This is a genomic window from Streptomyces sp. NBC_01716 (assembly GCF_036248275.1).
GTDB lineage: Bacteria > Actinomycetota > Actinomycetes > Streptomycetales > Streptomycetaceae > Streptomyces.
The window spans coordinates 3,479,666-3,501,513 of sequence record NZ_CP109181.1; the positions used below are offsets into that span (position 1 = coordinate 3,479,666).

Below are 21,848 nucleotides of genomic sequence, written 5' to 3' on the forward strand. Positions count from 1 at the left end.
GTCACTCCCCCTCGGCGGCGCGCGCCACCAGCTTGGTCCACGCGGTCACGACGTGCGCACCCGCCTCGTCGTGCACCTCGCCGCGGACGTCGAGGATGTCGTTGCCCGCCATGGACTTGATTCCCTCGATGGTGGAGGTGACCGTCAGCCGGTCGCCCGCATGTACGGGACGGGTGTAGACGAACTTCTGGTCGCCGTGCACGACCCGGCTGTAGTCGAGACCCAGCTGCGGATCGGCGATGACCTCCCGCGCCGCCTTGAAGGTGATCGCGAAGACGAACGTCGGCGGGGCGATCACGTCGAGGTGACCGAACGCCTTCGCGGCGTCCGGATCGACGTACGCCGGATTGGTGTCACCCACCGCCTCGGCGAACTCGCGGATCTTCTCCCGGCCGACCTCGTACGGCTCGGTCGGCGGATACGTCCGCCCGACGAAGGACTGGTCGAGCGCCATGGACTCGTTCCCTCCTGATCAGACTGCCCTGTTGAATGGTGCCCAACTATGGATCGGGCGCGGCAAACGACACGAGGCCGCCCCCCGGTCAAGGGGACGGCCTCGGGTGCGAGCCTGGTTCAGCGCGTTTCGCGGTGAGCCGTGTGCGAGTTGCAGCGAGGGCAGTGCTTCTTCATCTCAAGACGGTCCGGGTTGTTGCGCCGGTTCTTCTTGGTGATGTAGTTCCGCTCCTTGCACTCCACGCAGGCCAGCGTGATCTTCGGGCGGACGTCGGTGGCAGCCACGTGAGTGCTCCTTGGACGGACAGATTGACGGGTTAACGCATAAAAGAGTAGCCGATCGAAGGATCGCCCCCACCATCGGCTACCGTGTGTAGCGGTGACCGGACTTGAACCGGTGACACAGCGATTATGAGCCGCTTGCTCTACCGACTGAGCTACACCGCTGTGATGTCGGATCTCCTCACCCGAAGGCGAGGAGGACCGAACACCAGAGCCCCAATACGGAATCGAACCGTAGACCTTCTCCTTACCATGGAGACGCTCTACCGACTGAGCTATTGGGGCGAGCGATGAAGACATTACACGGTCCGTCGCCGTTCGCCCAAATCCGTTTCCGGCCTCTCGTCCCACCTGTCCCTTCCGTGCCGGGGCGGATGCCGGGTGTGCGTGGGGAGGGCGTCGGGCGGGCGCGGGACGGGTGTTGAGCGGGCGCCAGGACGGCCGTGCGCGCCGTCCCGGGCGCCCGGGAAGAGCCACAGCAGTATGACTATTTCTTTCCTCCTCGAAGCCCGCGCGGGGCGGCTCTAGGCTCGACGCACGCTGCGTGATCTTGCAGCCAGAGCTTCACCGCCCCCACCCAGGAGCCCACCAGGAGGACGATGCCCGACAGCCAGCCGGAGCCGTCAGACGGCGTCACGGCGAACGCCCCCGCGCTGCTGCTGCGCGGGGCTCGGCTCGTCGACGGCCGCGCCGTCGACGTACTGCTGAGCGGCGGCCGTATCGAGGCCGTCGGCACCGCCGGCAGCCTTCCCGCGATCGACGCCTGCCTGGACCTCGACGGGTATCTGCTCCTGCCCGCCCCCGCCGAGCCGCACGCGCACAGCGACACCGCGCTGAGCGCCGTCACGCCGGACGGGCCCGTGTCGTACGACCCCGAGTCGGTCCAGCGCCGGGCGACCGAGGCCGCGCTGCTCCAGGTCGGGCACGGGGCGACGACGCTGCGGACGCATGTGCGGGTCGGTGACGCGCGGGAGTTGGAGCCCATGGAGGCGGTGCTCCAGGCGCGGCGTTCGCTGCGCGGGCTCGGGAATCTGACGGTTGTCGCCGTCCCGCGCCTGCTGACCGGGATCGCGGGCGCCGACGGGCTGGCGATGCTGCGGGACGCGGTGAAGATGGGCGCGGGGGTGGTGGGCGGCTGCCCGGACCTCGACCCCGACCCGACCGGATACGTGGAATCGGTGCTGACCGTGGCGGCGGAGCACGGCTGTCCGGTCGACCTCCATACGGACGGCGGCGACCCGGCCCGCCTCGCGCGTCTCGCGGCGATGGCCGGAGGGCTGCGGCCCGGCGTCTCGATCGGGCCCTGCGCGGGGCTGTCCCGGCTGCCGGCGGACGTGACGGGCCGGGCGGCGGACCAGTTGGCGGCGGCGGGTGTGACCGTGGTCTGTGTGCCGCAGGGCGGCTGCGGCGGTGTCGAGCAGCGGGGGGTGGCGCCCGTACGGGTGCTGCGTGCCGCCGGGGTGCGGGTGGCGGCGGGCAGCGGGGCCGTACAGGACGTGGCGAACCCGGTGGGGCGAGGGGATCCGTTGGAGGCGGCGTATCTGCTGGCCTCCCAAGGAGGGCTGCGGGCGGCGGAGGCGTACGAGGCGGTGAGCACGGCCGCGCGTGAGGCGATGCGGCTGCCGGAGGTACGGGTGGAGGCGGGCTTTCCGGCGGAGTTGCTGGCGGTGCGGGGGGACCGGCTGGAGGGGGTGCTGTCGCTGGCGTACAGCAGGATCGTCATTCACCGGGGGCGGGTGGTGGCCCGGACGAACGCGGTGCGGGAGTACTGCGACGACTCGGCGGTGGCCGTGTCGTTGGATCTGCCCCGGCAGGGACGGCAGGGGCGGCCGGAGACGCGGCCGTGAGGGGCGTGCCGTGCGGGGCGTTCCTCCTACGGAGGTGCCGCGTGAGCGGTGACGGCCCGTCGGACGTACCGTCGTGAGCATGCGAATTGTCATCGCCGGAGGACACGGTCAGATCGCGCTGCGGCTGGAGCGGCTGCTCGCCGCGCGCGAACACGAGGTCGCGGGAATCATCCGCAAACCCGAACAGGCGGACGATCTGCGCGACGCGGGCGCCGAAGCCGTCGTGCTCGACCTGGAGTCGGCCTCGGTGGACGAGGTCGCCGCGGTGCTGGAGGGCGCCGGCGCGGCGGTCTTCGCCGCCGGAGCGGGGCCGGGCAGCACGACGGAACGCAAGGACACCGTCGACCGGGGCGCGGCGGTCCTCTTCGCCGACGCGGCGGAACGGGCGGGCGTACGGCGCTACGTGATCGTCTCGTCCATGGGCGCCGACCCGGACCACCGGGGCGACGACGTCTTCGACCACTACCTGCGGGCCAAGGGCGCGGCGGACGCGTACGTCATGGGCAGGCAGGGGCTCGACACGACGGTGCTGCGCCCGGGAATGCTCACGAACGACGCGGGCACGGGCGTCGTGAACCTCGCGCCGTCAACAGGCCGTGGCCCAGTGCCCCGGGACGATGTGGCGGCGACGCTGGTGGAGTTGGTGGAGACACCGGCGACGGCGGGTCTGACGCTGGAGCTGATCAGCGGGACGGTGCCGGTCACGGAAGCGGTGAAGAACGCGGCGTCGTCCGGCTGATGGTGAGCTGACGACGATGGCCCCTGGTCCGCGTCTCCGCGGGCCAGGGGCCATCATTTCCGTGTGGCGGCGCCAGGATTCGAACCTGGGAAGGCTAAGCCGGCGGATTTACAGTCCGCTCCCATTGGCCACTCGGGCACACCGCCATGGGATGTCGTCGCGGGACCGGCGCTGTGGGGCGCTGCTCCGTAGCAACGACGTAAACGATACCCGATGCCCGGGGGTGCTCCGCCACCGGATTGATCAGGCCGGGAGGGGGGCGGGATGACTACCCTTTACCGGAGCGGGCCGGGGGCCCGGCCGTAGTTTCGGCATCAGTCGCGGCGTGAGTCGCGGCTCTCTTCCAGCACCCGATTCAAGGAGCCACAGGACATGGCCGACTCCAGTTTCGACATCGTCTCGAAGGTCGAGCGGCAGGAGGTCGACAACGCCCTCAACCAGACCGCGAAGGAGGTCTCCCAGCGGTACGACTTCAAGAACGTCGGAGCCTCGATCGCCTGGTCGGGCGAGAAGATCCTTATGCAGGCCAACAGCGAGGAGCGGGTCAACGCGATCCTCGACGTCTTCCAGTCCAAGCTGATCAAGCGGGGCATCTCGCTGAAGGCGCTGGACGCGGGCGAGCCGCAGCAGTCCGGCAAGGAGTACAAGATCTTCGCGTCCATCGAGGAGGGCATCTCCCAGGAGAACGCGAAGAAGGTCGCCAAGATCATCCGCGATGAGGGCCCCAAGGGCGTCAAGGCGCTCGTGCAGGGCGACGAGCTGCGGGTCAGCTCGAAGAGCCGGGACGATCTTCAGGCCGTACAGGCGCTGTTGAAGGGGCAGGACTTCGACTTCGCGCTGCAGTACGTCAACTACCGCTGACCGAAGGCCCCGCCGGGCGCGGGCGTCGCCGGTCCGGCACGAACACGGCGCAACGAGGGCGGCCGGCCGGGGACTTCCCGGCCGCGGCCCTCGTTGCGTTCTCCTCCTGTTGCGTTCTCCTCCCAAGGAGGTGGTTCCGATGAGTGACGCGTTGTTTCCGCGGGGGCGGGTCGTTCTTGGGGAAGGGGCCGTGCATGTGCCCGGGTGGCTGAGTGAGGCGCGGCAGCGGGAGTTGGTGGAGGTTTGTCGGGGGTGGGCACGGGGGCCCGTGCCCATGCGGCACACCCGGCTGCCCAACGGGGGTGTGATGTCCGTCCGGACCGTCTGTCTGGGGTGGCACTGGCAGCCGTACCGCTACACCCGCACCGCCGGGGATGTGAACGGCGCGCCGGTCGCGCCTTTTCCCGCGTGGCTCGGGGAGTTGGGGCGGGCGGCGGTCGAGGAGGCGTACGGGGCGGGGGCCGGGGCCGGTTACGCGCCCGACACCGCGCTGGTCAACTTCTACGAGGGCGACGCCAGGATGGGCATGCACCAGGACAAGGACGAGAAGTCCCGGGCGCCCGTGGTGTCGCTGAGCATCGGTGACAGCTGCGTCTTCCGGTTCGGCAACACGGAGACGCGGACGCGTCCTTATACGGATGTCGAGTTGGCGTCCGGTGATCTCTTCGTCTTCGGCGGGCCGGCCCGGCTCGCGTTCCACGGCGTGCCCAAGGTGTATCCGGGGACAGCCGGCCCGGCGAGCGGGATGCGCTCCGGGCGGCTGAACATCACCCTCCGCGAGACCGGGCTGGGCGGCTGAGCCTCGTCAGCGGGAGCGGGAGTGGCCGAAGAGGAGGCGGTAGATGATCAGCAGCACCAGGGAGCCGCCGATCGCCGCCGCCCAGGTGGCCGCGTCGAAGAAGCCGGTGTCGATCGGGCGGTCCAGCCAGCGGGACGATATCCAGCCACCGATGAAGGCGCCGACGATGCCGATGAGGGTGGTGCCGATCAGGCCGCCCGGGTCCCGGCCGGGCAGCAGGATCTTGGCGACGGCTCCGGCGAGGAGTCCGAGGACGAGCCAGCCGATGATGGTCATGCCGTGAACCTGCCTTTCGTGCTGTGTTCTGCGGAAAGACGCCCGTGGGGCGGGCCGCGGTTGCGGACGTCGATAGCGTGCGGCGTATGACACAGGAGCTGCGTCGCACGCTGGGCGTCTTCGACGCCGTCGTGGTCGGTCTGGGGGCGATGCTCGGGGCGGGTGTCTTCGTCGCGCTGGGGCCCGCCGCGGGGGCGGCCGGAACCGGTCTGTTGTGGGGGCTGGCGGTGGCCGCCGTGGTGGCGTACTGCAACGCGATGTCGTCGGCCCGGCTCGCGGTCGACTACCCGGCTTCGGGCGGGACATACGTGTACGGCCGTGAGCGGCTGGGCCCGTTCTGGGGGTGGCTGGCGGGCTGGGCCTTCGTGGTCGGCAAGACCGCCTCGTGCGCGGCGATGGCGCTGACGGTCGGGGCGTACGTGTGGCCGGGGCAGGCGCACACGGTGGCCGTCGCGGCGGTGGTGGTCCTGACCGCGGTGAACTACGGGGGCGTGCGGAAGTCGGCGGCGCTGACGCGGGTGATCGTGGCCGTGGTGCTGGGGGTCCTCGCCGCCGTCGTGGTCGTGTGCCTCGGCTCGGACGCGGCCGACGCCGGGCGGCTGGGGCTCGGCCTCGGTACGGAGGCCGAGCCGAAGGCGGGGTCGGTCACGGCGTGGGGGGTGCTGGGGGCCGCCGGGCTGCTCTTCTTCGCCTTCGCCGGATACGCCCGCATCACCACGCTCGGCGAGGAGGTGCGTGACCCGGCCCGTACGATCCCGCGCGCCGTCCCGCTGGCCCTTGGCCTCGTGCTGGCCGTCTACGCGTGCGTGGCGGTCGCGGCGCTGTCGGTCCTCGGCGCCGGGGAGTTGGGGCGTTCGGCGGCCCCTCTGGCCGATGCCGTACGGGCCGCCGGGGCGTCCTGGCTGGTGCCCGTGGTGCGCGTCGGGGCCGCCGCGGGGGCGCTCGGGGCGCTGCTGGCCCTGATCCTCGGGATCTCCCGTACGACGCTGGCGATGGCACGGGACGGGCATCTGCCGCGCGGGCTGGCCGCCGTGCATCCACGCTTCCAGGTGCCGCACCGGGCCGAGCCGGCGGTGGGCGCGGTCGTGGCCGTGCTGGCGGCGACGGCGGACGTGCGCGGGGCGATCGGCTTCTCGTCCTTCGGGGTGCTGGCGTACTACGCGATCGCCAACGCCTCGGCGTGGACGCTCGGTTCGCAGCCCGTACGGATACGGGCGGCGGTCGGGCTCGTGGGCTGTGTGGTGCTGGCCTTCGCGCTGCCCGCCCCGTCGGTCGTCTCCGGGGCCGCGGTGCTGCTGCTGGGGGCGGCCTGGTACGCCGCCCGGCGCCGTACGAGCCGCTGAGGCGGCGCTGAGGTCACCAGCCCGCGAACGCCTCGTCCGTACGGACGATGTCGCGGCCGAAGGGCAGCAGCGAGACGGGGATCAGCTTGAAGTTGGCGATGCCCAGCGGGATGCCGATGATCGTCACACAGAGGGCGAGCCCGGTGAAGATATGGCCGAGGGCGAGCCACCAGCCGGCCAGGATCACCCACAGCACGTTGGCGACGAACGACGGTGATCCCGCGTCGCGGCGCTCCACCGTCGTGTAGCCGAACGGCCACAGCGCGTACCGGCCGATACGGAACGCGGCCACCCCGAAGGGGATGCCGATGATCGTGACGCACAGGAGCAGTCCGGCGACCATGTAACCGAGGAAGAGCCAGAAACCACTCAGAACCAGCCAGATGATGTTGAGGATTGTCTTCATGGGCGGCCACCTGCCATCTGCTCTAGTCGGGCGATGCGCTCCGCCATCGGCGGATGCGTGGAGAACATTCTCGATACACCCTGCCCGGGCCGGAAGGGATTGGCGATCATGAGATGGCTCGCCGTCTCGATCCGCGGCTCCGGGGGCAACGGCAATTGCTTCGTGCCGGCTTCGAGCTTGCGCAGGGCGCTCGCGAGAGCCAGCGGATCACCGGTGAGCTGCGCGCCCGACGCGTCCGCCTCGTACTCCCTGGAACGGCTCACGGCGAGCTGGATCACCGAGGCGGCCAGCGGGCCCAGCAGCATCACCAGGAGCATGCCGACGAGGCCGGGGCCCTCGTCGTCGTCCGAGCGGCCGATGGGGATGAGCCAGGCGAAGTTCACCAGGAACATGACGACCGAGGCGAGGGCGCCGGCGACGGACGAGATGAGGATGTCGCGGTTGTAGACATGGCTGAGCTCATGGCCGAGCACTCCGCGCAGCTCGTCCTCGGTCAGGATCTGGAGGATTCCGTCCGTGCAACAGACTGCGGCGTTACGGGGATTGCGGCCGGTGGCGAACGCGTTGGGGGCCTGGGTCGGCGAGATGTAGAGCCGTGGCATCGGCCGGCGTGCGTTCGTGGAGAGCTCGCGGACGATGCGGTAGAGCTTCGGTGCCTCGAACTCGCTGACCGGGCGTGCGCGCATGGCGCGCAGGGCGAGCTTGTCGCTGTTCCAGTACGCGTACGCGTTCGTCCCGAGCGCGATCACGACCGCGACGATCAGACCCGTCCTGCCGAAGATGCTGCCGATGACGATGATGAGTGCGGACAGTCCCCCGAGGAGTGCGGCGGTCCTCAACCCGTTGTGCCGGCGGTGCACGGAGCGCCCTCCAAATCGTGCGGCAGGGGAACCCTTTACGTGATGCTGCTCCACTCTCCAGTGGACCCTTCCTCACTGGTCAACGCCAGGCGAGGGTCACGGGTTCCCTGGCGCCCCCGCGCGGGCGTGTACGCCGTACGGGTGGCGGAGGGTGCGGATGGGGCGGGTTCCCGGGCGGGAGAGCGCCTCAGAAGAGGCTTTCGGCGGCGAAGCGGAGGACCAGCTGGGGCGCTCCCGACAGGGCGACGCCCGCGAGGGCGGTCAGGCCGATCGCGGCGGTCAGGGGGGCCGGGGCGGGGTGGGCGGCCAGGGTGCCGGCGGTGAGGCCGGCGGGAGCGGGCGTCTCCGGGACGGCCTCGGCGCTCTCCGGGCGGCCGTCCTCGGCGCTCTCGGGGCCCCGGAAGAGCACCGCCGTCCACTGGAGGTAATAGAAGAGTGCGATGACGACGTTGAAGGCCATCACGACGGCCAGCCAGCCGAGGCCCGCGTCCACGGCCGACGAGAAGACCGTGACCTTCGCGAAGAGGCCGACGACGCCGGGCGGCAGTCCGGCGAGACAGAGCAGGAAGAAGCCCATGGCGAGCGCGACGAGCGGGCGCTCGGAGGCGAGGCCGCGGTAGTCCGCGAGACGGTTCAGGGGCTTCGTACGGGCGACGAGGGCGGCGACGGCGAAGGCGCCGAGGTTCACGACGGCGTACATCAGGGCGTACGCGACGGTGGAGCCGATCTGGTCCGTGCCCGCGTACGCCGCCGCCGCGACCGGCACCAGCAGATAGCCGGCCTGCGCGACGGACGACCACGCGAGGAGCCGTACCGCGCTCCACGCGCGCGTGGCCGACTGGCGCAGCGCGGCGACGTTGCCGACGGTCATGGTGAGTGCGGCGAGCACCGCGACGGCCGGGCCCCATACGTCGGAGTGGCTCGGGAAGGCGATGACCGTCACCAGGATCAGCCCCGAGAAGCCGACGGCCTTGCTGACGACGGAGAGGTAGGCGGCGATGGGCAGCGGCGCGCCGACGTAGGTGTCGGGGACCCAGAAGTGGAAGGGCGCGGCGGCGGCCTTGAAGGCGAAGCCGACGAGGGTCAGGGCGACGCCGGCCGACGCGAGGGTTTCGAGCTTTCCGGGGACGTCGTCGAGTCCGGCGGCAATCTCGGTGAGATGCAGGGAGCCGGTGGCGGCGTACACGAAGCTGACGCCCAGCAGCATGACGGCGGTGGCCGTCACGGAGGAGAGGAAGAACTTCAGCGCCGCCTCGGAGGAGAGGCGGTCGCCGCGCTTGAGGCCGACCAGCGCGAAGGCGGGGAGGGTGGCGACTTCGAGGGCGACGACGAGGGTGGCGAGGTCGCGGGCCGCGGGCAGGAGGGCGGCGCCGGAGGCCGAGGAGAGCAGCAGGAACCAGAATTCGCCCGCCGGGAGCCCCTTGCCGGTGTTCTTGCCCCCGTCGAGTTCGGTGACGGAGAGCAGCGCGGTGAGCAGGGCGCCGCCGAGCACCAGGAGCTGGATGACGAGGGTGAAGTGGTCGGCCGTGTAACTGCACACCCCGGGCTCCGCCGTCAGGCAGAAGGTGGACCGGTCGCCGGCGCGCAGCGGGATGAGCAGGAGGAGCGCGGCGGCGAGGCCGGCGACGGAGAGTACGCCGAGGAGCGGCTTGCGGCGTGCCGGGACGAAGAGGTCGGCGACCAGGACGGCCAGGGCGACGGCGGCGGTGAGGGCCGGGGGCGCGATGGCGAGCCAGTCGACGGACTGGACGAGATTCGCGGCGCTGTCGGCGGCGCCCTGGGCAGCGGCCACGGTCACGACTTGCCTCCTGCGAGGAGCTTCTGCACGGCCGGGTCGGTGAGGCCGAGGAGGACGGCGGGCCAGAGTCCGGCGAGGACGGTGAGGGCGACGAGCGGGGTCCAGGCGGCGAGTTCGTAGCCGTGGACGTCGGCGAGTTCGGGCGTGGGGCCGGAGTCCTCGCCGGGCTGCCGGACGACGCCCATGCAGACGCGGCGGACCACGATCAGCAGGTACGCGGCGGTGAGCAGCGTGCCGAAGCAGGCGATCGCGGTGAAGGTGACGAAGGCGGGGCGGCTGAGGCCGTCCGCGGGGTCGAAGGCGCCGAACATGGCGAGCATCTCGCCCCAGAATCCGGCGAGGCCGGGCAGGCCGAGCGAGGCGACGGCGGCGAAGGCGAGCAGACCGCCGAGGCGCGGGGCACGGCCGTACAGCGCCGCGCCGGTGGCGCCGGCGAGAGTGTCGAGGTCGGCGGTGCCGTAGCGGTCCTTGAGCGCTCCGACCAGGAAGAAGAGCAGGCCGGTGATCAGGCCGTGGGCGACGTTGGCGAAGAGCGCGCCGTTGACTCCGGTGGGGGTCATGGACGCGATGCCGAGGAGTACGAAGCCCATGTGGCCGACGGAGGAGTACGCGATCAGGCGCTTGAGGTCGCCGCCAGCGCCCTGCCGGGCGAGGGCGAGGCAGGCCAGGGACCCGTAGATGATGCCGGCGACGGCGAAGGCGGCGAGATACGGCGCGAAGGTCCGCATCCCGTCGGGCGCGACGGGCAGGACGATACGGACGAACCCGTACGTACCCATCTTGAGCATGACCCCGGCGAGAAGGACGGAGCCGACGGTCGGGGCGGCGGTGTGGGCGTCCGGGAGCCAGCTGTGCAGCGGCCACATCGGGGTCTTGACCGCGAGCCCGATCCCGATCGCCAGAACGGCCGTGACCTGCACGGATGTACTCAGCCCACGGCCGTTGTCAGTGGCGAGTGCCACCATGTCGAATGTGCCCGCGTGCAGCCCGACGAGCAGCAGGCCGAGCAGCATGACCACGGATCCGAGGAGCGTGTAGAGGATGAACTTCCAGGCGGCGGCCTGCCGTTCCTCGCCGCCCCAGCGGGCGATGAGGAAGTACATCGGGATGAGCACCGTCTCGAAGGCCAGGAAGAAGAGCAGCAGGTCGAGTACGGCGAAGGTCGCGAGGGTGCCGGATTCGAGGACGAGCAGCAGGGCGACGAAGGCCTTCGGGGAGGGGCCTGCCGGGGGCTTGAAGTAGCTGTAGAGCGCGCAGAGGAAGGTCAGCAGCGCGGTCAGGACCAGAAGGGGGAGAGAGATGCCGTCGACACCGAGGTGGATCCGCACGTCCAGAGCGGCGATCCAGCTGATGTCCGTCGTGGCCTGCATCCTCGACGGCTGGTCGTGGTCGAAGCCGAGCGCGAGGACGATCGCGGCGATGAGGATCGCGCCGGTCACGCTCACGCCGTGGCGCAGTACCGCCTGGTCGGGGCTCTTGCCCCGGAGTCCGGGCGGGGCGGGCAGCAGCGCCGCCGCCGCGCCCGCGAGGGGGGCGACGACGATGAACGCGAGAAGGACCCGCATCACGGACGTGCTGATATCGATCACGGCTCACGCTCCGGCTGCGACGAGTACGGCGGCGATGGCCAGGACGACCGTTCCGGCGAGCAGGGCGCCCAGGTAGGTCTGGACGTTGCCGGTCTGCGCGCCGCGTACGGCGATGCCGAGCCAGCGGGTGCCGGTGCCCGCTCCGCGTACGTAGGTGTCGACGACCTCGCGGTCGAGGAAGCGGACCAGCGTCGCCGCGGCCTGGACCGGGCGCTGGAAGAGGACGCGGTAGAGGGCGTCCAGGTGGAAGCCGGCGGCGGCGTGGTCGTGGAGCCTGCCCAGCAGGAGCCGGCCGGGGTCGGCCGGGTCGGGGGCCGAGGCGATGTCGCCGTAGGCGGGGATGTGGCTGGCGATGGCCTCGGCCTCGGAGAGCGCGGGCTCGGCGTCCGGGTGCGCGGCGACGGCGCCCATCGGGGTCCGGGCGGCGAGTGCCGTGGTGTGGCTCCAGGCGCCGTAGGTGACCAGTCCGCCGACGAGGGCGACTCCCGTGCCGAGTACGGAGGTGGTGACCGTGGGGGTGAGGCTGTCGGCGTCCAGCCAGGGGGCGATGATGCCGACGGTCAGGCCGAACGCGAGGGAGGGGACGGCGAGCACCCACAGGACGGTGTTCATCGCGAGGGGCTGTCTGCCGTGGTCGGCCGCTTCGGGGCCCCGGCCCCGGAAGGCGAGGAGCCACAGGCGCGTGGCGTAGGCGGCGGTGAGGAGGGCGGTGAGCAGACCGGCGACCAGCACGGTCCAGCCCGCCAGGCTGGGGGCGATCTCGGACTCGCCGAGGGCGGTGTGTTCGGCGGCGACGAGGACGGCTTCCTTGGAGAAGAAGCCGGCGAAGGGCGGGATGGCGGCGAGCGCGAGCAGGGCGACCGTCATCGTCCAGTAGGCGTCGGGGACGCGTTTGGCGAGGCCGCCCATCCGGGACATGGCGGCGAGGGAGTTGGTGCCCGCGGCGTGGATGATCACGCCGGCGCCGAGGAAGAGAAGCGCCTTGAAGGCGCCGTGCGAGATGAGGTGGAAGACGGCCGCGCCGCGGTCGCCCACGGCCAGCGCGCCGGTCATGTAGCCGAGTTGGCCGATGGTCGAGTAGGCGAGAACACGTTTGATGTCGTCCTGCGCGAGGGCGGCGAGCGCCGAGCCGACCATGGTGATCGCCGCCAGCACGGCGAGTACGCCGAGGGCGGCGGCCGAGGCGGCGAAGACAGGGAGGAGACGGGCCACGAAGTAGACACCGGCGGCGACCATCGTCGCCGCGTGGATCAGCGCGGAGACGGGGGTGGGGCCGGCCATCGCGTCGGGCAGCCAGGTGTGCAGCGGGAATTGGGCCGACTTGCCCGCGACACCGGCGATCAGCAGGAGCGCGATCAGGGTGGGGTGGTCGAGTCCGTCGTTCGCGACGGAGTGGAGGACGCCGGTGATCCGGAACGTGCCGGTGTCGACGGCGAGCGCGAACAGACCGAGCAGGAAGGGGACATCACCGAGTTTGGTGACCAGGAAGGCCTTCAGGGAGGCGGCGCGCGCCTCGGGCGTCTCCCAGTAGTGGCCGACCAGGAAGTACGAGCAGATGCCCATGATCTCCCAGCCGACCAGCAGCACCATCAGGTCGCCGGAGTAGACGACGAGCAGCATCGCGGAGGTGAAGAGGGAGACGAGGGCGGCGTACGAGGGGTAGCGCGGGTCGTCGCGCAGATAGCTCGTCGAGTAGATCTGCACGCATGTCGCGACCACGCCGACGAGGATCGCGACGAGGGCGGCGAAGCCGTCGATGTGCAGGGCGAGGTCGATCGGGACCGAGCCGGTGGGGGTGAGCTGGGTCGCGGCGTCGATCGGTGCGCGGGTGCCGCCGTGCCCGTTGCTCTGGCGTACGGCGACGATCGCGGCGAGTACGGCGGCGGCGAGCGGCGGCAGCACGGCCAGTGGCCGGACGAAGCCGGGGGCCGTACGGCCGATGAGCAGTCCGGCGACCGCCCCGAGGAACGGCAGGAGGGGGACGAGGACGGCGAGGGTGGTCGTGGTCACGCGGTGGCCTCAGCCTTCTTCGCACGGGCGTCGGCTTCGGCCCGCGCGGACTCGGCGGCCGCGTCTTCAGCCGCCGCGTCTTCGGCGGACCTGGCCGCGGCCTCGTCGCTCGCGTCGCTCTCGACGCTGTCGCGGAGGCGGTCGACGTCCGCGGTGCCCCGGGCGCGGTAGACCATCAGGACGATCGCCAGGCCGATGCCGATCTCGGCGGCGGCGACGGCGATCACGAACAGGGTGAGCGCCTGGCCGGCGTGCAGGGTGTCGCGCAGCCAGACGTCGAAGGCGACGAGGTTGAGATTGACGGCGTTGAGCATCAGCTCGACGGACATGAGGACGAGGATCGCGTTGCGGCGGGCGAGCACCCCGTACAGACCGGTGCAGAACAGCAGCGCCGCGAGCACGGCGGGATAGGCGAGATGCATCAGCGCTGCTCCTTGCCGCTCTTGCGGGACAGGACGATCGCGCCGATGAGCGCGGCGAGCAGGAGGACGGAGAGTGCTTCGAAGGGCAGGACCCAGTGCCGGAAGAGGAATTGTCCGGAGACCTCGGTGGACCCCTGGGCGGGGCCTTCGAGTTCGATCCAGGTCGTACGGAACGCGTCGACGACCACCCACACCAGCGCGACGGCCGCGGTGATCGCCACCGCGAGCGCGACCCACCGGTTCTCCGAATCCGCGTCCGGGGAACGGCCGATGGGCGCCTTCGTCAGCATCAGCCCGAACAGAAGGAGGACGACGACGGAGCCGACATAGATCAGGACCTGGACCCAGGCGATGAACTCGGCGGTCAGCAGCAGGTATTCGACGGCCAGGCCGCCGAGCGCGACGACGAGCCAGAGGGCGGCGTGCACCAGCTGTCTGGTCGTGACGGTGATGACGGCCGCGCCGAGGGTGACGACGCCGACGAGGACGAAGGCGATCTCGACACCGGTCGGGGAGAGGAAGCCGGGGTCGGCCGCGAGGTGGGTCACGCGCCGTCCTCCCGCTCCCGGGGTGCGGAGGTGCTCTCCGCCCGTGCCGCGGCTTCCGCCGCCGCCAGCTTGTCGGCCGTCTTGCGGGCGGCGCCGATCTCCTTCGGCTCCTCGGCGCCCGGGTCGAGGGCGGGCGGGGCCGGCACGGTCCACATCCACTCGCGGAGCCTGTCGCGCTCGTGGGTGAGTTCCAGGATGTCCGTCTCCGCGTACTCGAACTCCGGTGACCAGAACAGCGCGTCGAAAGGACAGACCTCGATACAGATACCGCAGTACATGCAGAGCGAGAAGTCGATGGCGAACCGGTCGAGGACGTTGCGGCTGCGCTCGCGTCCGCCGGGGGCGGCGGCGGGCAGCGTCTCCTTGTGGGAGTCGATGTAGATGCACCAGTCGGGGCACTCACGGGCGCAGAGCATGCAGACCGTGCAGTTCTCCTCGAACAGACCGATCACGCCCCTGCTGCGGGGCGGGAGTTCGGGCTGGGTGTCCGGGTACTGCGCGGTGACGGACTTCCTCGTCATCGTACGAAGGGTGACGGCCAGCCCCTTGGCCAGGCCGCTACCGGGGATCGGAGCCACTTACTGGATCACCACCTTGACGATGCCGGTGAGGGCGATCTGGGCGAGGGCGAGCGGGATGAGCACGGTCCACGCGAGCTTCTGGAGCTGGTCCTCGCGCAGCCGCGGATAGCTGACGCGCAGCCAGATGACGACGAAGGCGAGGAGGAACGTCTTGAGGAGAGTCCAGAGCCAGCCGAGGTCGTCCCCGCCGAACGGGCTGTGCCAGCCGCCGAGGAACAGGACGGTGGTCAGTCCGCACAGGACGACGATGCCCGCGTACTCGGCGAGAAGAAACAGCGCGAAGCGCAGACCGGTGTACTCGGTGTAGGCGCCGAAGATGATCTCGGAGTCGGCCACCGGCATGTCGAAGGGAGGGCGCTGGAGTTCGGCGAGGCCGGCGACGAAGAAGACGAGGGCGCCGACGATCTGCCAGGGCACCCACCACCACTCGAAGGCGTCGAGGATGCCCGGCAGCGAGACCGTGCCGGCCGCCATCGCGACGGAGGCGGCGGTGAGCAGCATGGGCAGTTCGTACGCGAGCAGTTGGGCGGCGGTGCGCAGCCCGCCGAGCAGGGAGAACTTGTTGGCCGACGCCCAGCCCGCCATGAGCGAGCCGAGCACGCCGACGCCCATCACGGCGAGCACGAAGAAGATGCCCGCGTCGACGACCTCGCCGACGGCGCCCTCCTGGGGGCCGATCGGGATCACGACCAGGACGAGGAGATAGGGCAGCAGGGCGACGGCCGGGGCGAGCTGGAAGATCCGGCGGTCGGCGGCGGCCGGGACGATGTCTTCCTTCTGCGCGAACTTCACGCCGTCGGCGACGAGTTGGGCCCAGCCGTGGAAGCCGCCGACGTACATGGGGCCGAGGCGGCCCTGCATGTGGGCCATGACCTTGTGCTCGGTCTGTCCGACGATCAGGGGCAGGAGGAGGAAGGCGGCGAAGACGATGACCAGCCGAATGGCGACGTCGAGCACGTCGTTCACGCGTCTCCTCCGGGCCGCTCGGAGTCGGGACCGGGCTCCGCCTCAGGCGCGGGCGCCGTCTGGTCGGGGGCGGACTCAGGCCCGGCGTCCCGACCGGACTCAGGGGCCGTCTTGCGCCACGGGGCGTCCGTGGTTGTGGGGGAGGGCTGCTGGCTCGTGGAGCCCTCCGTCACGCTGCGGGCGCGGCGGACCGGGCGGTCCCCCGCAGCGCGGGGCGCGCGGGCCGGGCGGGCGGGGGCCGGTGGGAGCTGGCCCTTGAGCGGGCCCCAGTCGTTCGGGTCCGGTACGCCCGGCGGCAGCATCTGGCGGCGCTTGGGGCCCGTGTGGCCCGGCGCGGACTCCCCCGGCTCCTTCGCGCCCGGCCAGGCCTTCGCGACCCGGGCCGCCAGGACGAAGTCCTTGCGCAGCGGGTGCCCTTCGAAGGTCTCGGGCAGCAACAGGTGCACCAGGTTGGGGTGGTCGGTGAAGGTGATGCCGAACATCTCGTACGTCTCGCGCTCGTGCCAGCCCGCGCCCGCGTAGACCCCGAGGGCGGTGGGCAGTACGGCGGCCGCGTGCGGAACGGTCGTACGGACCAACAGGCGCCGTACGGCCCCGCGTTCGACCGACGCGACGTGCGCGCTCACGCGGAAGCCGGTGCCCGGTTCGTCGACGGCGCTCAGCCAGTCGAAGTAGGTGCAGCCCAGGCCGTCACGGGCGGTTTTGAGCGCGGTCAGCCAGGAGGCGGCGGGGACGTCGACCGTCAGCAGGTCGTACGCGCGCTCCGCGGTGGCGTCCGCGCCGAAGATCTCGGTGACGGCGTCGGGCAGGCCCTCGTACGCGTCCGAAGTCATCAGGTGCTCTCCCCCGCCGTGGATCCCGGCGTGGATCCCGCCGTGGCACCCGGCGTCGGCGGGGCCGCGACCAGCCCGCTGGTCAGCGCGGCGGTGCTCGGCCGGCTGCTCCCGGAGCCGTAACGCTCCCCCAGCGACTCGCGGGAGATCTTCTCCTGGAGCTTGAGGATCCCCTGGAGCAGCGCCTCGGGGCGCGGCGGGCAGCCCGGTACGTAGACGTCGACCGGGATGATCTGGTCGACGCCCTTCGTGACGGAGTACGAGTCCCAGTACGGGCCACCGCAGTTGGAGCAGGCGCCGAAGGAGATCACGTACTTGGGCTCGGGCATCTGCTCGAACAGCCGCTTCACCGCCGGTGCCATCTTGTCCGTCACCGTGCCGGACACGACCATCAGGTCCGCCTGGCGCGGGCCCGGCGCGAGGGGGATGACGCCGAGCCTGATGAAGTCGTGCCGGGCCATCGACGCGGCGATGAACTCGATGGCACAGCAGGCGAGTCCGAAGTTGAAGACCCAGAGGCTGTAGCGGCGGCCCCAGTTGAGGACGACCTTCATCGGCTGGGGTGCCAGGCGCGAGAGCACGCCCAGGCGTTGGGGATCGGGCAGTTCGACCGGTGCGGCGGCGGCCGGAGCCGGCTCGGCCCCGGCGGGAGTCGCAACCTCGGCGGCGGCGGGGGTCACGTCCATTCCAGGACGCCCTTCTTCCATGCGTAGAGAAGTCCTACGGCCAGGAAGCCGAGGAAGATGAACATCTCGACGAGCGTCGTCGCGCCGTATCCCGGGGCCGCGAAGACCGTCGCCCACGGGAAGAGGAAGATCGAGTCGACGGCGAAGATGACGTAGAGGAAGGCGTAGACGTAGTAGCGGACCTGGGTGTGTGCCCAGCCCTCGCCCACCGGGTCGACGCCGCATTCGTACGTGAGCAGCTTCTCCGGCGTCGGTACCACCGGCCGCAGCAGCCTGCCCGCCCCGAAGGCCACGGCGACGAAGAGCACGCCGACGACCGCGAGCAGGCCGACGACCGAGTAGCTCTGGAAGTAGTCCGCCGCGAGAACGGTCGGTCCCGGCACATGCGTCACCCGCGTCACCCGCCCCTCGCTCCGCCGATCGGTGTGTTCCCGGACCCTCGTGCCGACCTGGTGCCGACCCCGGTGCCGACCTTGATGCCGCCCCTGGTCGCCGCCCCGGTCGCTGATCCGTACGCACGGGAGTCTAGGCCCTGCTAAAGGGACCGTAAGCAGTCGGTCGCGCATCAGTCACGGCAGGGTCATGGATGGCTCCCACACGTGTCCGCTCAGGTGCTGGTCGGGCGGGTTCCGAGAGGGTGGTGGGGTTATCCCCACCCGCGCTCCCCCAGCCACCCCATGGCGTGCGCCCCCCTGGCCGTGCAGGCTAGAGCCTTATGACCGCCCGTAACAGCCTCTTCGACGACGAACGGCTCCCGCCGCCACGTTTCGCCTTCGACCGGCACACCTGGAAGGAGATCGCGCATCTCCTCGCCAATCTGCCGCTGTCGATCGCCGGCTTCGTCTACGTCGTGTTCGTCGTACCCACCGGCGTCTTCCTGTCCGTCACCGTGATCGGTCTGCCCTGGCTCGCCGGCGGCCTGGCCGGGGCGCGGCTGCTGGGGAAGGCCGAACGTGCGCGGGCGCGCGCCCTGCTGGGGGTCCGGATCGACGAGCCGAGCCCGCTGCGCGGCCGTGGCCGCCGTAAGCGGCGGGCCCGCGGCAGCGAGGGGTTCTTCGACTGGCTGTGGACGGGGCTGAAGGACCCGGTGGCCTGGCGGACCGCGTTGTACGAGTTCATCCGGCTGCCGTGGGGGATCCTGACCTTCACGATCACCACGGTCAGCCTGTTCGTCCTCTGGCCGGTGCTGCCGTTCATCGCGCGCGGTCTCACCAACGTCGACCGCGCCCTGGTCCGCGGGCTGCTCTCGCCCTCCGACGAGCTGGAGAGCCGGATCGCGGAGCTGGAGTCGGACCGGGGCGTCGTCGTGGACACGGCAGCCGCCGATCTGCGCCGTATCGAGCGCGATCTGCACGACGGCGCGCAGGCCCGGCTGGTGGCCCTGGCCATGGGGCTCGGTCTCGCGAAGGAGAAGCTCCTGGACGACCCGGAGACGGCGGCGAGCATGGTGGACGAGGCGCACGGCGAGGTGAAGCTGGCCCTCCAGGAGCTGCGCGACCTCGCGCGCGGCATCCATCCGGCCGTACTGACGGACCGGGGCCTGGACGCCGCGCTCTCCGCCATCGCCTCCCGCTGCACGGTCCCGGTCAAGGTCGAGGTCGAGCTGGCGGAGCGGCCGGCAGCGGCGATCGAGGGCATCGCGTACTTCACGGTCTCCGAGCTCCTGCAGAACGTCAGCAAGCACAGCGGGGCGAGTGCGGCCGGTGTCGAGGTGTGGCGGGCGAAGGACCGGCTGCTCATCCAGATCCAGGACGACGGGCGCGGGGGCGCCCGGCTGGACGGCGGGACGGGTATGGCGGGGCTGGCCGAGCGGCTGGGCGCGGTCGACGGTCTCTTCGTACTGGACTCGCCGGTCGGCGGGCCGACGGTCGTCACCGCCGAACTCCCCTGGCGCGAGCGCGAGCCGGCCCGCGGCGAACCGGCCCACGAGTGAGCGTCAGGGCCCTGAAACCGCACCACCGAAGGTGGGGAAAACCCCAGGGCGAAGACGGTAACCGCCCTCATGGTGCGGGCCCGGCCGGCGGACGAGCATAGAGGTACGACAGGGAGCACGACCGCCCCGCTCGCAGACACGACCGCCCCGCTCGCAGAACGGACGACACGATGGCCACGGATTACGGCACGCGGACACCGCCACGGAGCCACACCCTTCATCCGGCACTGCGCGCTCCGTTCTCGGGCCGGGCGTGGAAGGAGTTCCTCTATCTCCTTCTCAACCTCCCGATGGGCATCCTCTTCTTCGTCTACGCGGTGACGACGGTCTCGCTCAGCGCGGGACTCCTCGTGACCTTCGTCGGCATTCCGCTGCTGGCCGCCGCGCTCGTCGGCTGCCGGGCCCTGGGAGCGGTCGAGCGGATGAGGGCGCGGGCCCTGCTCGATCTGGACATCGCGAGCCCGCTGCCCGTCCGGGGGAAGAAGTCAGGTCTGATGTCCTGGGTCGGCGCGGTCCTCAAGAGCGGCGTCTCCTGGCGGCATCTGCTCTACGGCTTCCTGCACTTCCCGTGGGCGATATTCTCCTTCGTCGTCTCCGTGACCTTCATGGCCACCGGCTGGAGCCTCTTCCTCTATCCGCTGTGGCAGTGGGTCTTCCCCGAGTACACCGACCAGGACGGCATCGCGCTCTTCAGTGACGGCACCAACGACTTCTTCCTGGACACCCCGTTCGAGACGGCCGCGACGAGCGTCGTCGGTCTGGTCCTCGTCCTCGCGTCGCCGTGGGTGGTCCGTGGACTGGCCGGTGTGGACCGGCTGTTGGTCACCGGTCTGCTCGGCCCGTCCCGGCTGGCCGAGCGGGTCTCGGAGCTGGAGTCGGACCGCGGCGTCGTGGTCGACACCGCCGCGGCGGACCTGCGCCGTATCGAGCGTGACCTGCACGACGGCGCGCAGGCCCGGCTGGTGGCCCTCGCCATGGACCTGGGGCTGGCGAAGGAGAAGCTGCTGCACGACCCGGAGGCGGCGGCGCGGATGGTGGACGAGGCGCACGGCGAGGTGAAGGTCGCCCTCCAGGAGCTGCGCGACCTCGCGCGGGGCATCCACCCGGCGGTCCTCACCGACCGGGGCCTGAACGCCGCGCTCTCCTCCGTCGCCTCCCGCTGCACCGTGCCGGTCCAGGTCGAGGTCGACCTCGACCAGCGCCCGGCGGCGGCCATCGAGGGCATCGCCTACTTCACCGTCTCCGAGCTCCTGCAGAACGTCAGCAAGCACTCCCGGGCCGGGCGCGCGTCGGTGGACGTGTGGCGGATGCAGGACCGGCTGATGCTCCAGGTCTCGGACGACGGCCGGGGCGGCGCGAACACCTCGTCGGGCAGCGGCCTGGCCGGTCTCGCGGAGCGGCTCGACGCGGTGGACGGGATCCTCGTCGTGGACTCGCCGGTCGGCGGGCCGACGACGGTGACGGCGGAGCTGCCCTGGCGCAAGTGACACCGGCGCCGCCGGAGCACCGGCGGGACACAGACGCGGCCACGGCGCACCGGACATCGTCCGGTGCGCCGGAGTCGCGTGTCCGGCCCGCCCGGCCGCGCCGGAGTCACGTCTATCGCTTCGATCAGTTCCCGGTCGGTGGACGCACGCGGATACGAATACTGGGATGCTGGAACCGCAGGGCGGACGCGGAGCGCGTACGCACATCGACATGGGGGCGGCAGGGTTGTGGAGGACAGGGTACGAGTGGTCATCGCCGAGGATTCGGTGCTCCTGCGGGAGGGCCTGACCCGGCTCCTGACCGATCTCGGGCATGACGTCGTCGCCGGTGTCGGGGACGGTGAGGCGCTGATCAAGACCGTCGGCGACCTGGCCCGTGAAGGAGCGGCGCCGGACGTGGTGGTGGCCGACGTACGGATGCCGCCGACCCACACCGACGAAGGGGTCCGGGCGGCGGTCCAGCTGCGCAAGGACCATCCGGGCATCGGCGTGCTGGTGCTGTCCCAGTACGTGGAGGAGCAGTACGCGACGGAACTGCTCGCGGGCAGCAGCCGGGGGGTCGGCTATCTGCTCAAGGACCGGGTGGCCGAGGTCCGCGAGTTCGTGGACGCGGTCGTACGGGTGGCCAGGGGCGGCACGGCACTGGACCCCGAGGTGGTGGCACAGCTGCTCGGCCGCAGCCGTAAGCAGGACGTGCTGGTCGGTCTGACGCCCCGGGAGCGCGAGGTCCTGGGCCTGATGGCGGAGGGGCGGACCAACTCGGCGATCGCCAGGCAGCTGGTCGTGAGCGACGGCGCGGTGGAGAAGCACGTCAGCAACATCTTCCAGAAGCTGGGCCTGTCGCCGAGTGACGGAGATCACCGCCGGGTGCTGGCGGTGCTGACCTATCTCAACTCGTGACGGCGCCGTGCCCCACCGGTCGCCGCGGCCAGGTGAGGGGCAAGTAGGGGCAGGCAGTGGGTCCTAGTCCAAAAGACTGAGTTCAAATCGGCACAGACAGGGATGAACACAGAGCACCCGGGGGCGGATAAAACATGGCAAATTGCCACTACGAAGCGTCTCGAAACGACGTCCACCATACGAGCGGTCCAGGGAAGGCGACCCTTACCGACGTAGGGTGGCCCTGGGT

General features: G+C 71.1%; 23 protein-coding genes and 3 tRNA genes. 8 read left to right on the top strand and 18 right to left on the bottom strand.

The window, feature by feature from the left end:
- Position 1 precedes the first annotated feature (1 nt).
- The 4 genes from OIE74_RS15100 to OIE74_RS15115 all read right to left on the bottom strand — a co-directional run bounded on the left by OIE74_RS15100 (position 2) and on the right by OIE74_RS15115 (position 1,020).
- Positions 2-454 carry a MaoC family dehydratase N-terminal domain-containing protein gene (locus tag OIE74_RS15100; RefSeq protein WP_329383202.1) on the bottom strand — a complete coding sequence of 151 codons (453 nt, stop codon included), beginning with the start codon at positions 452-454 and terminating at the stop codon, positions 2-4.
- A 119-nt stretch (positions 455-573) separates the two neighbouring features.
- The gene (rpmG, locus tag OIE74_RS15105; RefSeq protein WP_003956487.1) at positions 574-738 is read right to left on the bottom strand and encodes a 50S ribosomal protein L33; all 165 of its coding nucleotides are present in this window, start codon (positions 736-738) and stop codon (positions 574-576) included.
- Between the two features lie 89 nt (positions 739-827).
- Positions 828-900: transfer RNA gene (locus OIE74_RS15110), tRNA-Met, on the bottom strand.
- A 47-nt stretch (positions 901-947) separates the two neighbouring features.
- Positions 948-1,020, bottom strand: a tRNA-Thr gene (locus OIE74_RS15115).
- Positions 1,021-1,334: 314 nt separating this feature from the next.
- Between OIE74_RS15115 and OIE74_RS15120 the strand changes: the two genes are divergently transcribed.
- Together OIE74_RS15120 and OIE74_RS15125 are read left to right on the top strand one after the other, a co-directional pair.
- Complete coding sequence (locus OIE74_RS15120; protein ID WP_329383205.1) at positions 1,335-2,582, top strand: amidohydrolase family protein; 1,248 nt, start codon at positions 1,335-1,337, stop codon at positions 2,580-2,582.
- Positions 2,583-2,661: 79 nt separating this feature from the next.
- On the top strand, positions 2,662-3,321 hold the full coding sequence (locus OIE74_RS15125; protein WP_329383208.1) for an SDR family oxidoreductase: 660 nt from the start codon (positions 2,662-2,664) through the stop codon (positions 3,319-3,321).
- 64 nt (positions 3,322-3,385) lie between these two features.
- Here OIE74_RS15125 and OIE74_RS15130 read toward each other — a convergent pair.
- Positions 3,386-3,467 (bottom strand) — tRNA-Tyr (locus OIE74_RS15130).
- A 226-nt stretch (positions 3,468-3,693) separates the two neighbouring features.
- On the opposite strand from OIE74_RS15130, the gene OIE74_RS15135 reads away from it, so the two are divergent.
- A complete protein-coding gene (locus OIE74_RS15135) occupies positions 3,694-4,182 on the top strand; it encodes a YajQ family cyclic di-GMP-binding protein (protein ID WP_329383210.1) in 489 nt (162 codons plus the stop codon).
- A 139-nt stretch (positions 4,183-4,321) separates the two neighbouring features.
- A complete protein-coding gene (locus OIE74_RS15140; protein ID WP_329383212.1) occupies positions 4,322-4,981 on the top strand; it encodes an alpha-ketoglutarate-dependent dioxygenase AlkB family protein in 660 nt (219 codons plus the stop codon).
- Positions 4,982-4,987: 6 nt separating this feature from the next.
- Here OIE74_RS15140 and OIE74_RS15145 read toward each other — a convergent pair whose 3' ends face one another.
- Positions 4,988-5,257 carry a GlsB/YeaQ/YmgE family stress response membrane protein gene (locus OIE74_RS15145; RefSeq protein WP_329383215.1) on the bottom strand — a complete coding sequence of 90 codons (270 nt, stop codon included), beginning with the start codon at positions 5,255-5,257 and terminating at the stop codon, positions 4,988-4,990.
- An 86-nt stretch (positions 5,258-5,343) separates the two neighbouring features.
- Here OIE74_RS15145 and OIE74_RS15150 point away from each other — a divergent pair, with 86 nt between their 5' ends.
- A complete protein-coding gene (locus tag OIE74_RS15150) occupies positions 5,344-6,600 on the top strand; it encodes an APC family permease (protein WP_329383218.1) in 1,257 nt (418 codons plus the stop codon).
- Positions 6,601-6,613: 13 nt separating this feature from the next.
- Here the strand turns inward: OIE74_RS15150 and OIE74_RS15155 are convergent, their stop codons facing one another.
- The 12 genes from OIE74_RS15155 to OIE74_RS15210 form a co-directional block, all read right to left on the bottom strand.
- A complete protein-coding gene (locus tag OIE74_RS15155) occupies positions 6,614-7,006 on the bottom strand; it encodes a YccF domain-containing protein (protein WP_329383221.1) in 393 nt (130 codons plus the stop codon).
- On the bottom strand, positions 7,003-7,866 hold the full coding sequence (htpX, locus tag OIE74_RS15160; protein ID WP_329383224.1) for a zinc metalloprotease HtpX: 864 nt from the start codon (positions 7,864-7,866) through the stop codon (positions 7,003-7,005). Before htpX ends, OIE74_RS15155 begins: the two co-directional genes overlap by 4 nt.
- Before the next feature lie 187 nt (positions 7,867-8,053).
- A complete protein-coding gene (locus OIE74_RS15165) occupies positions 8,054-9,664 on the bottom strand; it encodes an NADH-quinone oxidoreductase subunit N (protein WP_329383227.1) in 1,611 nt (536 codons plus the stop codon).
- Entirely contained in the window at positions 9,661-11,253 is a 1,593-nt protein-coding gene (locus OIE74_RS15170; RefSeq protein ID WP_329383230.1) for a complex I subunit 4 family protein, read from the bottom strand. The genes OIE74_RS15165 and OIE74_RS15170 overlap by 4 nt, the downstream gene beginning before the upstream one ends.
- Before the next feature lie 3 nt (positions 11,254-11,256).
- The gene (locus OIE74_RS15175; RefSeq protein ID WP_329383233.1) at positions 11,257-13,263 is read right to left on the bottom strand and encodes an NADH-quinone oxidoreductase subunit 5 family protein; all 2,007 of its coding nucleotides are present in this window, start codon (positions 13,261-13,263) and stop codon (positions 11,257-11,259) included.
- Positions 13,260-13,685 (bottom strand): NADH-quinone oxidoreductase subunit NuoK, encoded by a 426-nt coding sequence (gene nuoK, locus OIE74_RS15180; RefSeq protein WP_329383235.1) that lies wholly within the window; start codon positions 13,683-13,685, stop codon positions 13,260-13,262. The genes OIE74_RS15175 and nuoK overlap by 4 nt, the downstream gene beginning before the upstream one ends.
- A complete protein-coding gene (locus OIE74_RS15185; protein WP_329383238.1) occupies positions 13,685-14,233 on the bottom strand; it encodes an NADH-quinone oxidoreductase subunit J family protein in 549 nt (182 codons plus the stop codon). The genes nuoK and OIE74_RS15185 overlap by 1 nt, the downstream gene beginning before the upstream one ends.
- A complete protein-coding gene (locus OIE74_RS15190) occupies positions 14,230-14,811 on the bottom strand; it encodes a NuoI/complex I 23 kDa subunit family protein (protein WP_329383241.1) in 582 nt (193 codons plus the stop codon). Before OIE74_RS15190 ends, OIE74_RS15185 begins: the two co-directional genes overlap by 4 nt.
- Positions 14,812-15,780 carry a complex I subunit 1/NuoH family protein gene (locus OIE74_RS15195; RefSeq protein WP_329383244.1) on the bottom strand — a complete coding sequence of 323 codons (969 nt, stop codon included), beginning with the start codon at positions 15,778-15,780 and terminating at the stop codon, positions 14,812-14,814.
- Complete coding sequence (locus OIE74_RS15200) at positions 15,777-16,613, bottom strand: NADH-quinone oxidoreductase subunit C (RefSeq protein WP_329383247.1); 837 nt, start codon at positions 16,611-16,613, stop codon at positions 15,777-15,779. Before OIE74_RS15200 ends, OIE74_RS15195 begins: the two co-directional genes overlap by 4 nt.
- The gene (locus OIE74_RS15205; protein WP_329383250.1) at positions 16,613-17,299 is read right to left on the bottom strand and encodes an NADH-quinone oxidoreductase subunit B; all 687 of its coding nucleotides are present in this window, start codon (positions 17,297-17,299) and stop codon (positions 16,613-16,615) included. The genes OIE74_RS15200 and OIE74_RS15205 overlap by 1 nt, the downstream gene beginning before the upstream one ends.
- Positions 17,290-17,691: an NADH-quinone oxidoreductase subunit A gene (locus tag OIE74_RS15210; RefSeq protein WP_329392303.1), complete on the bottom strand. Its 402-nt coding sequence runs from the start codon at positions 17,689-17,691 to the stop codon at positions 17,290-17,292. The genes OIE74_RS15205 and OIE74_RS15210 overlap by 10 nt, the downstream gene beginning before the upstream one ends.
- A 323-nt stretch (positions 17,692-18,014) precedes the next feature.
- On the opposite strand from OIE74_RS15210, the gene OIE74_RS15215 reads away from it, so the two are divergent.
- The 3 genes from OIE74_RS15215 to OIE74_RS15225 all read left to right on the top strand — a co-directional run bounded on the left by OIE74_RS15215 (position 18,015) and on the right by OIE74_RS15225 (position 21,619).
- Positions 18,015-19,232 (top strand): sensor histidine kinase, encoded by a 1,218-nt coding sequence (locus OIE74_RS15215; protein ID WP_329383255.1) that lies wholly within the window; start codon positions 18,015-18,017, stop codon positions 19,230-19,232.
- 170 nt (positions 19,233-19,402) lie between these two features.
- On the top strand, positions 19,403-20,719 hold the full coding sequence (locus OIE74_RS15220) for a sensor histidine kinase (protein WP_329383257.1): 1,317 nt from the start codon (positions 19,403-19,405) through the stop codon (positions 20,717-20,719).
- 228 nt (positions 20,720-20,947) lie between these two features.
- Complete coding sequence (locus OIE74_RS15225; protein WP_078075602.1) at positions 20,948-21,619, top strand: response regulator transcription factor; 672 nt, start codon at positions 20,948-20,950, stop codon at positions 21,617-21,619.
- The last annotated feature ends 229 nt before the right edge of the window (positions 21,620-21,848 follow it).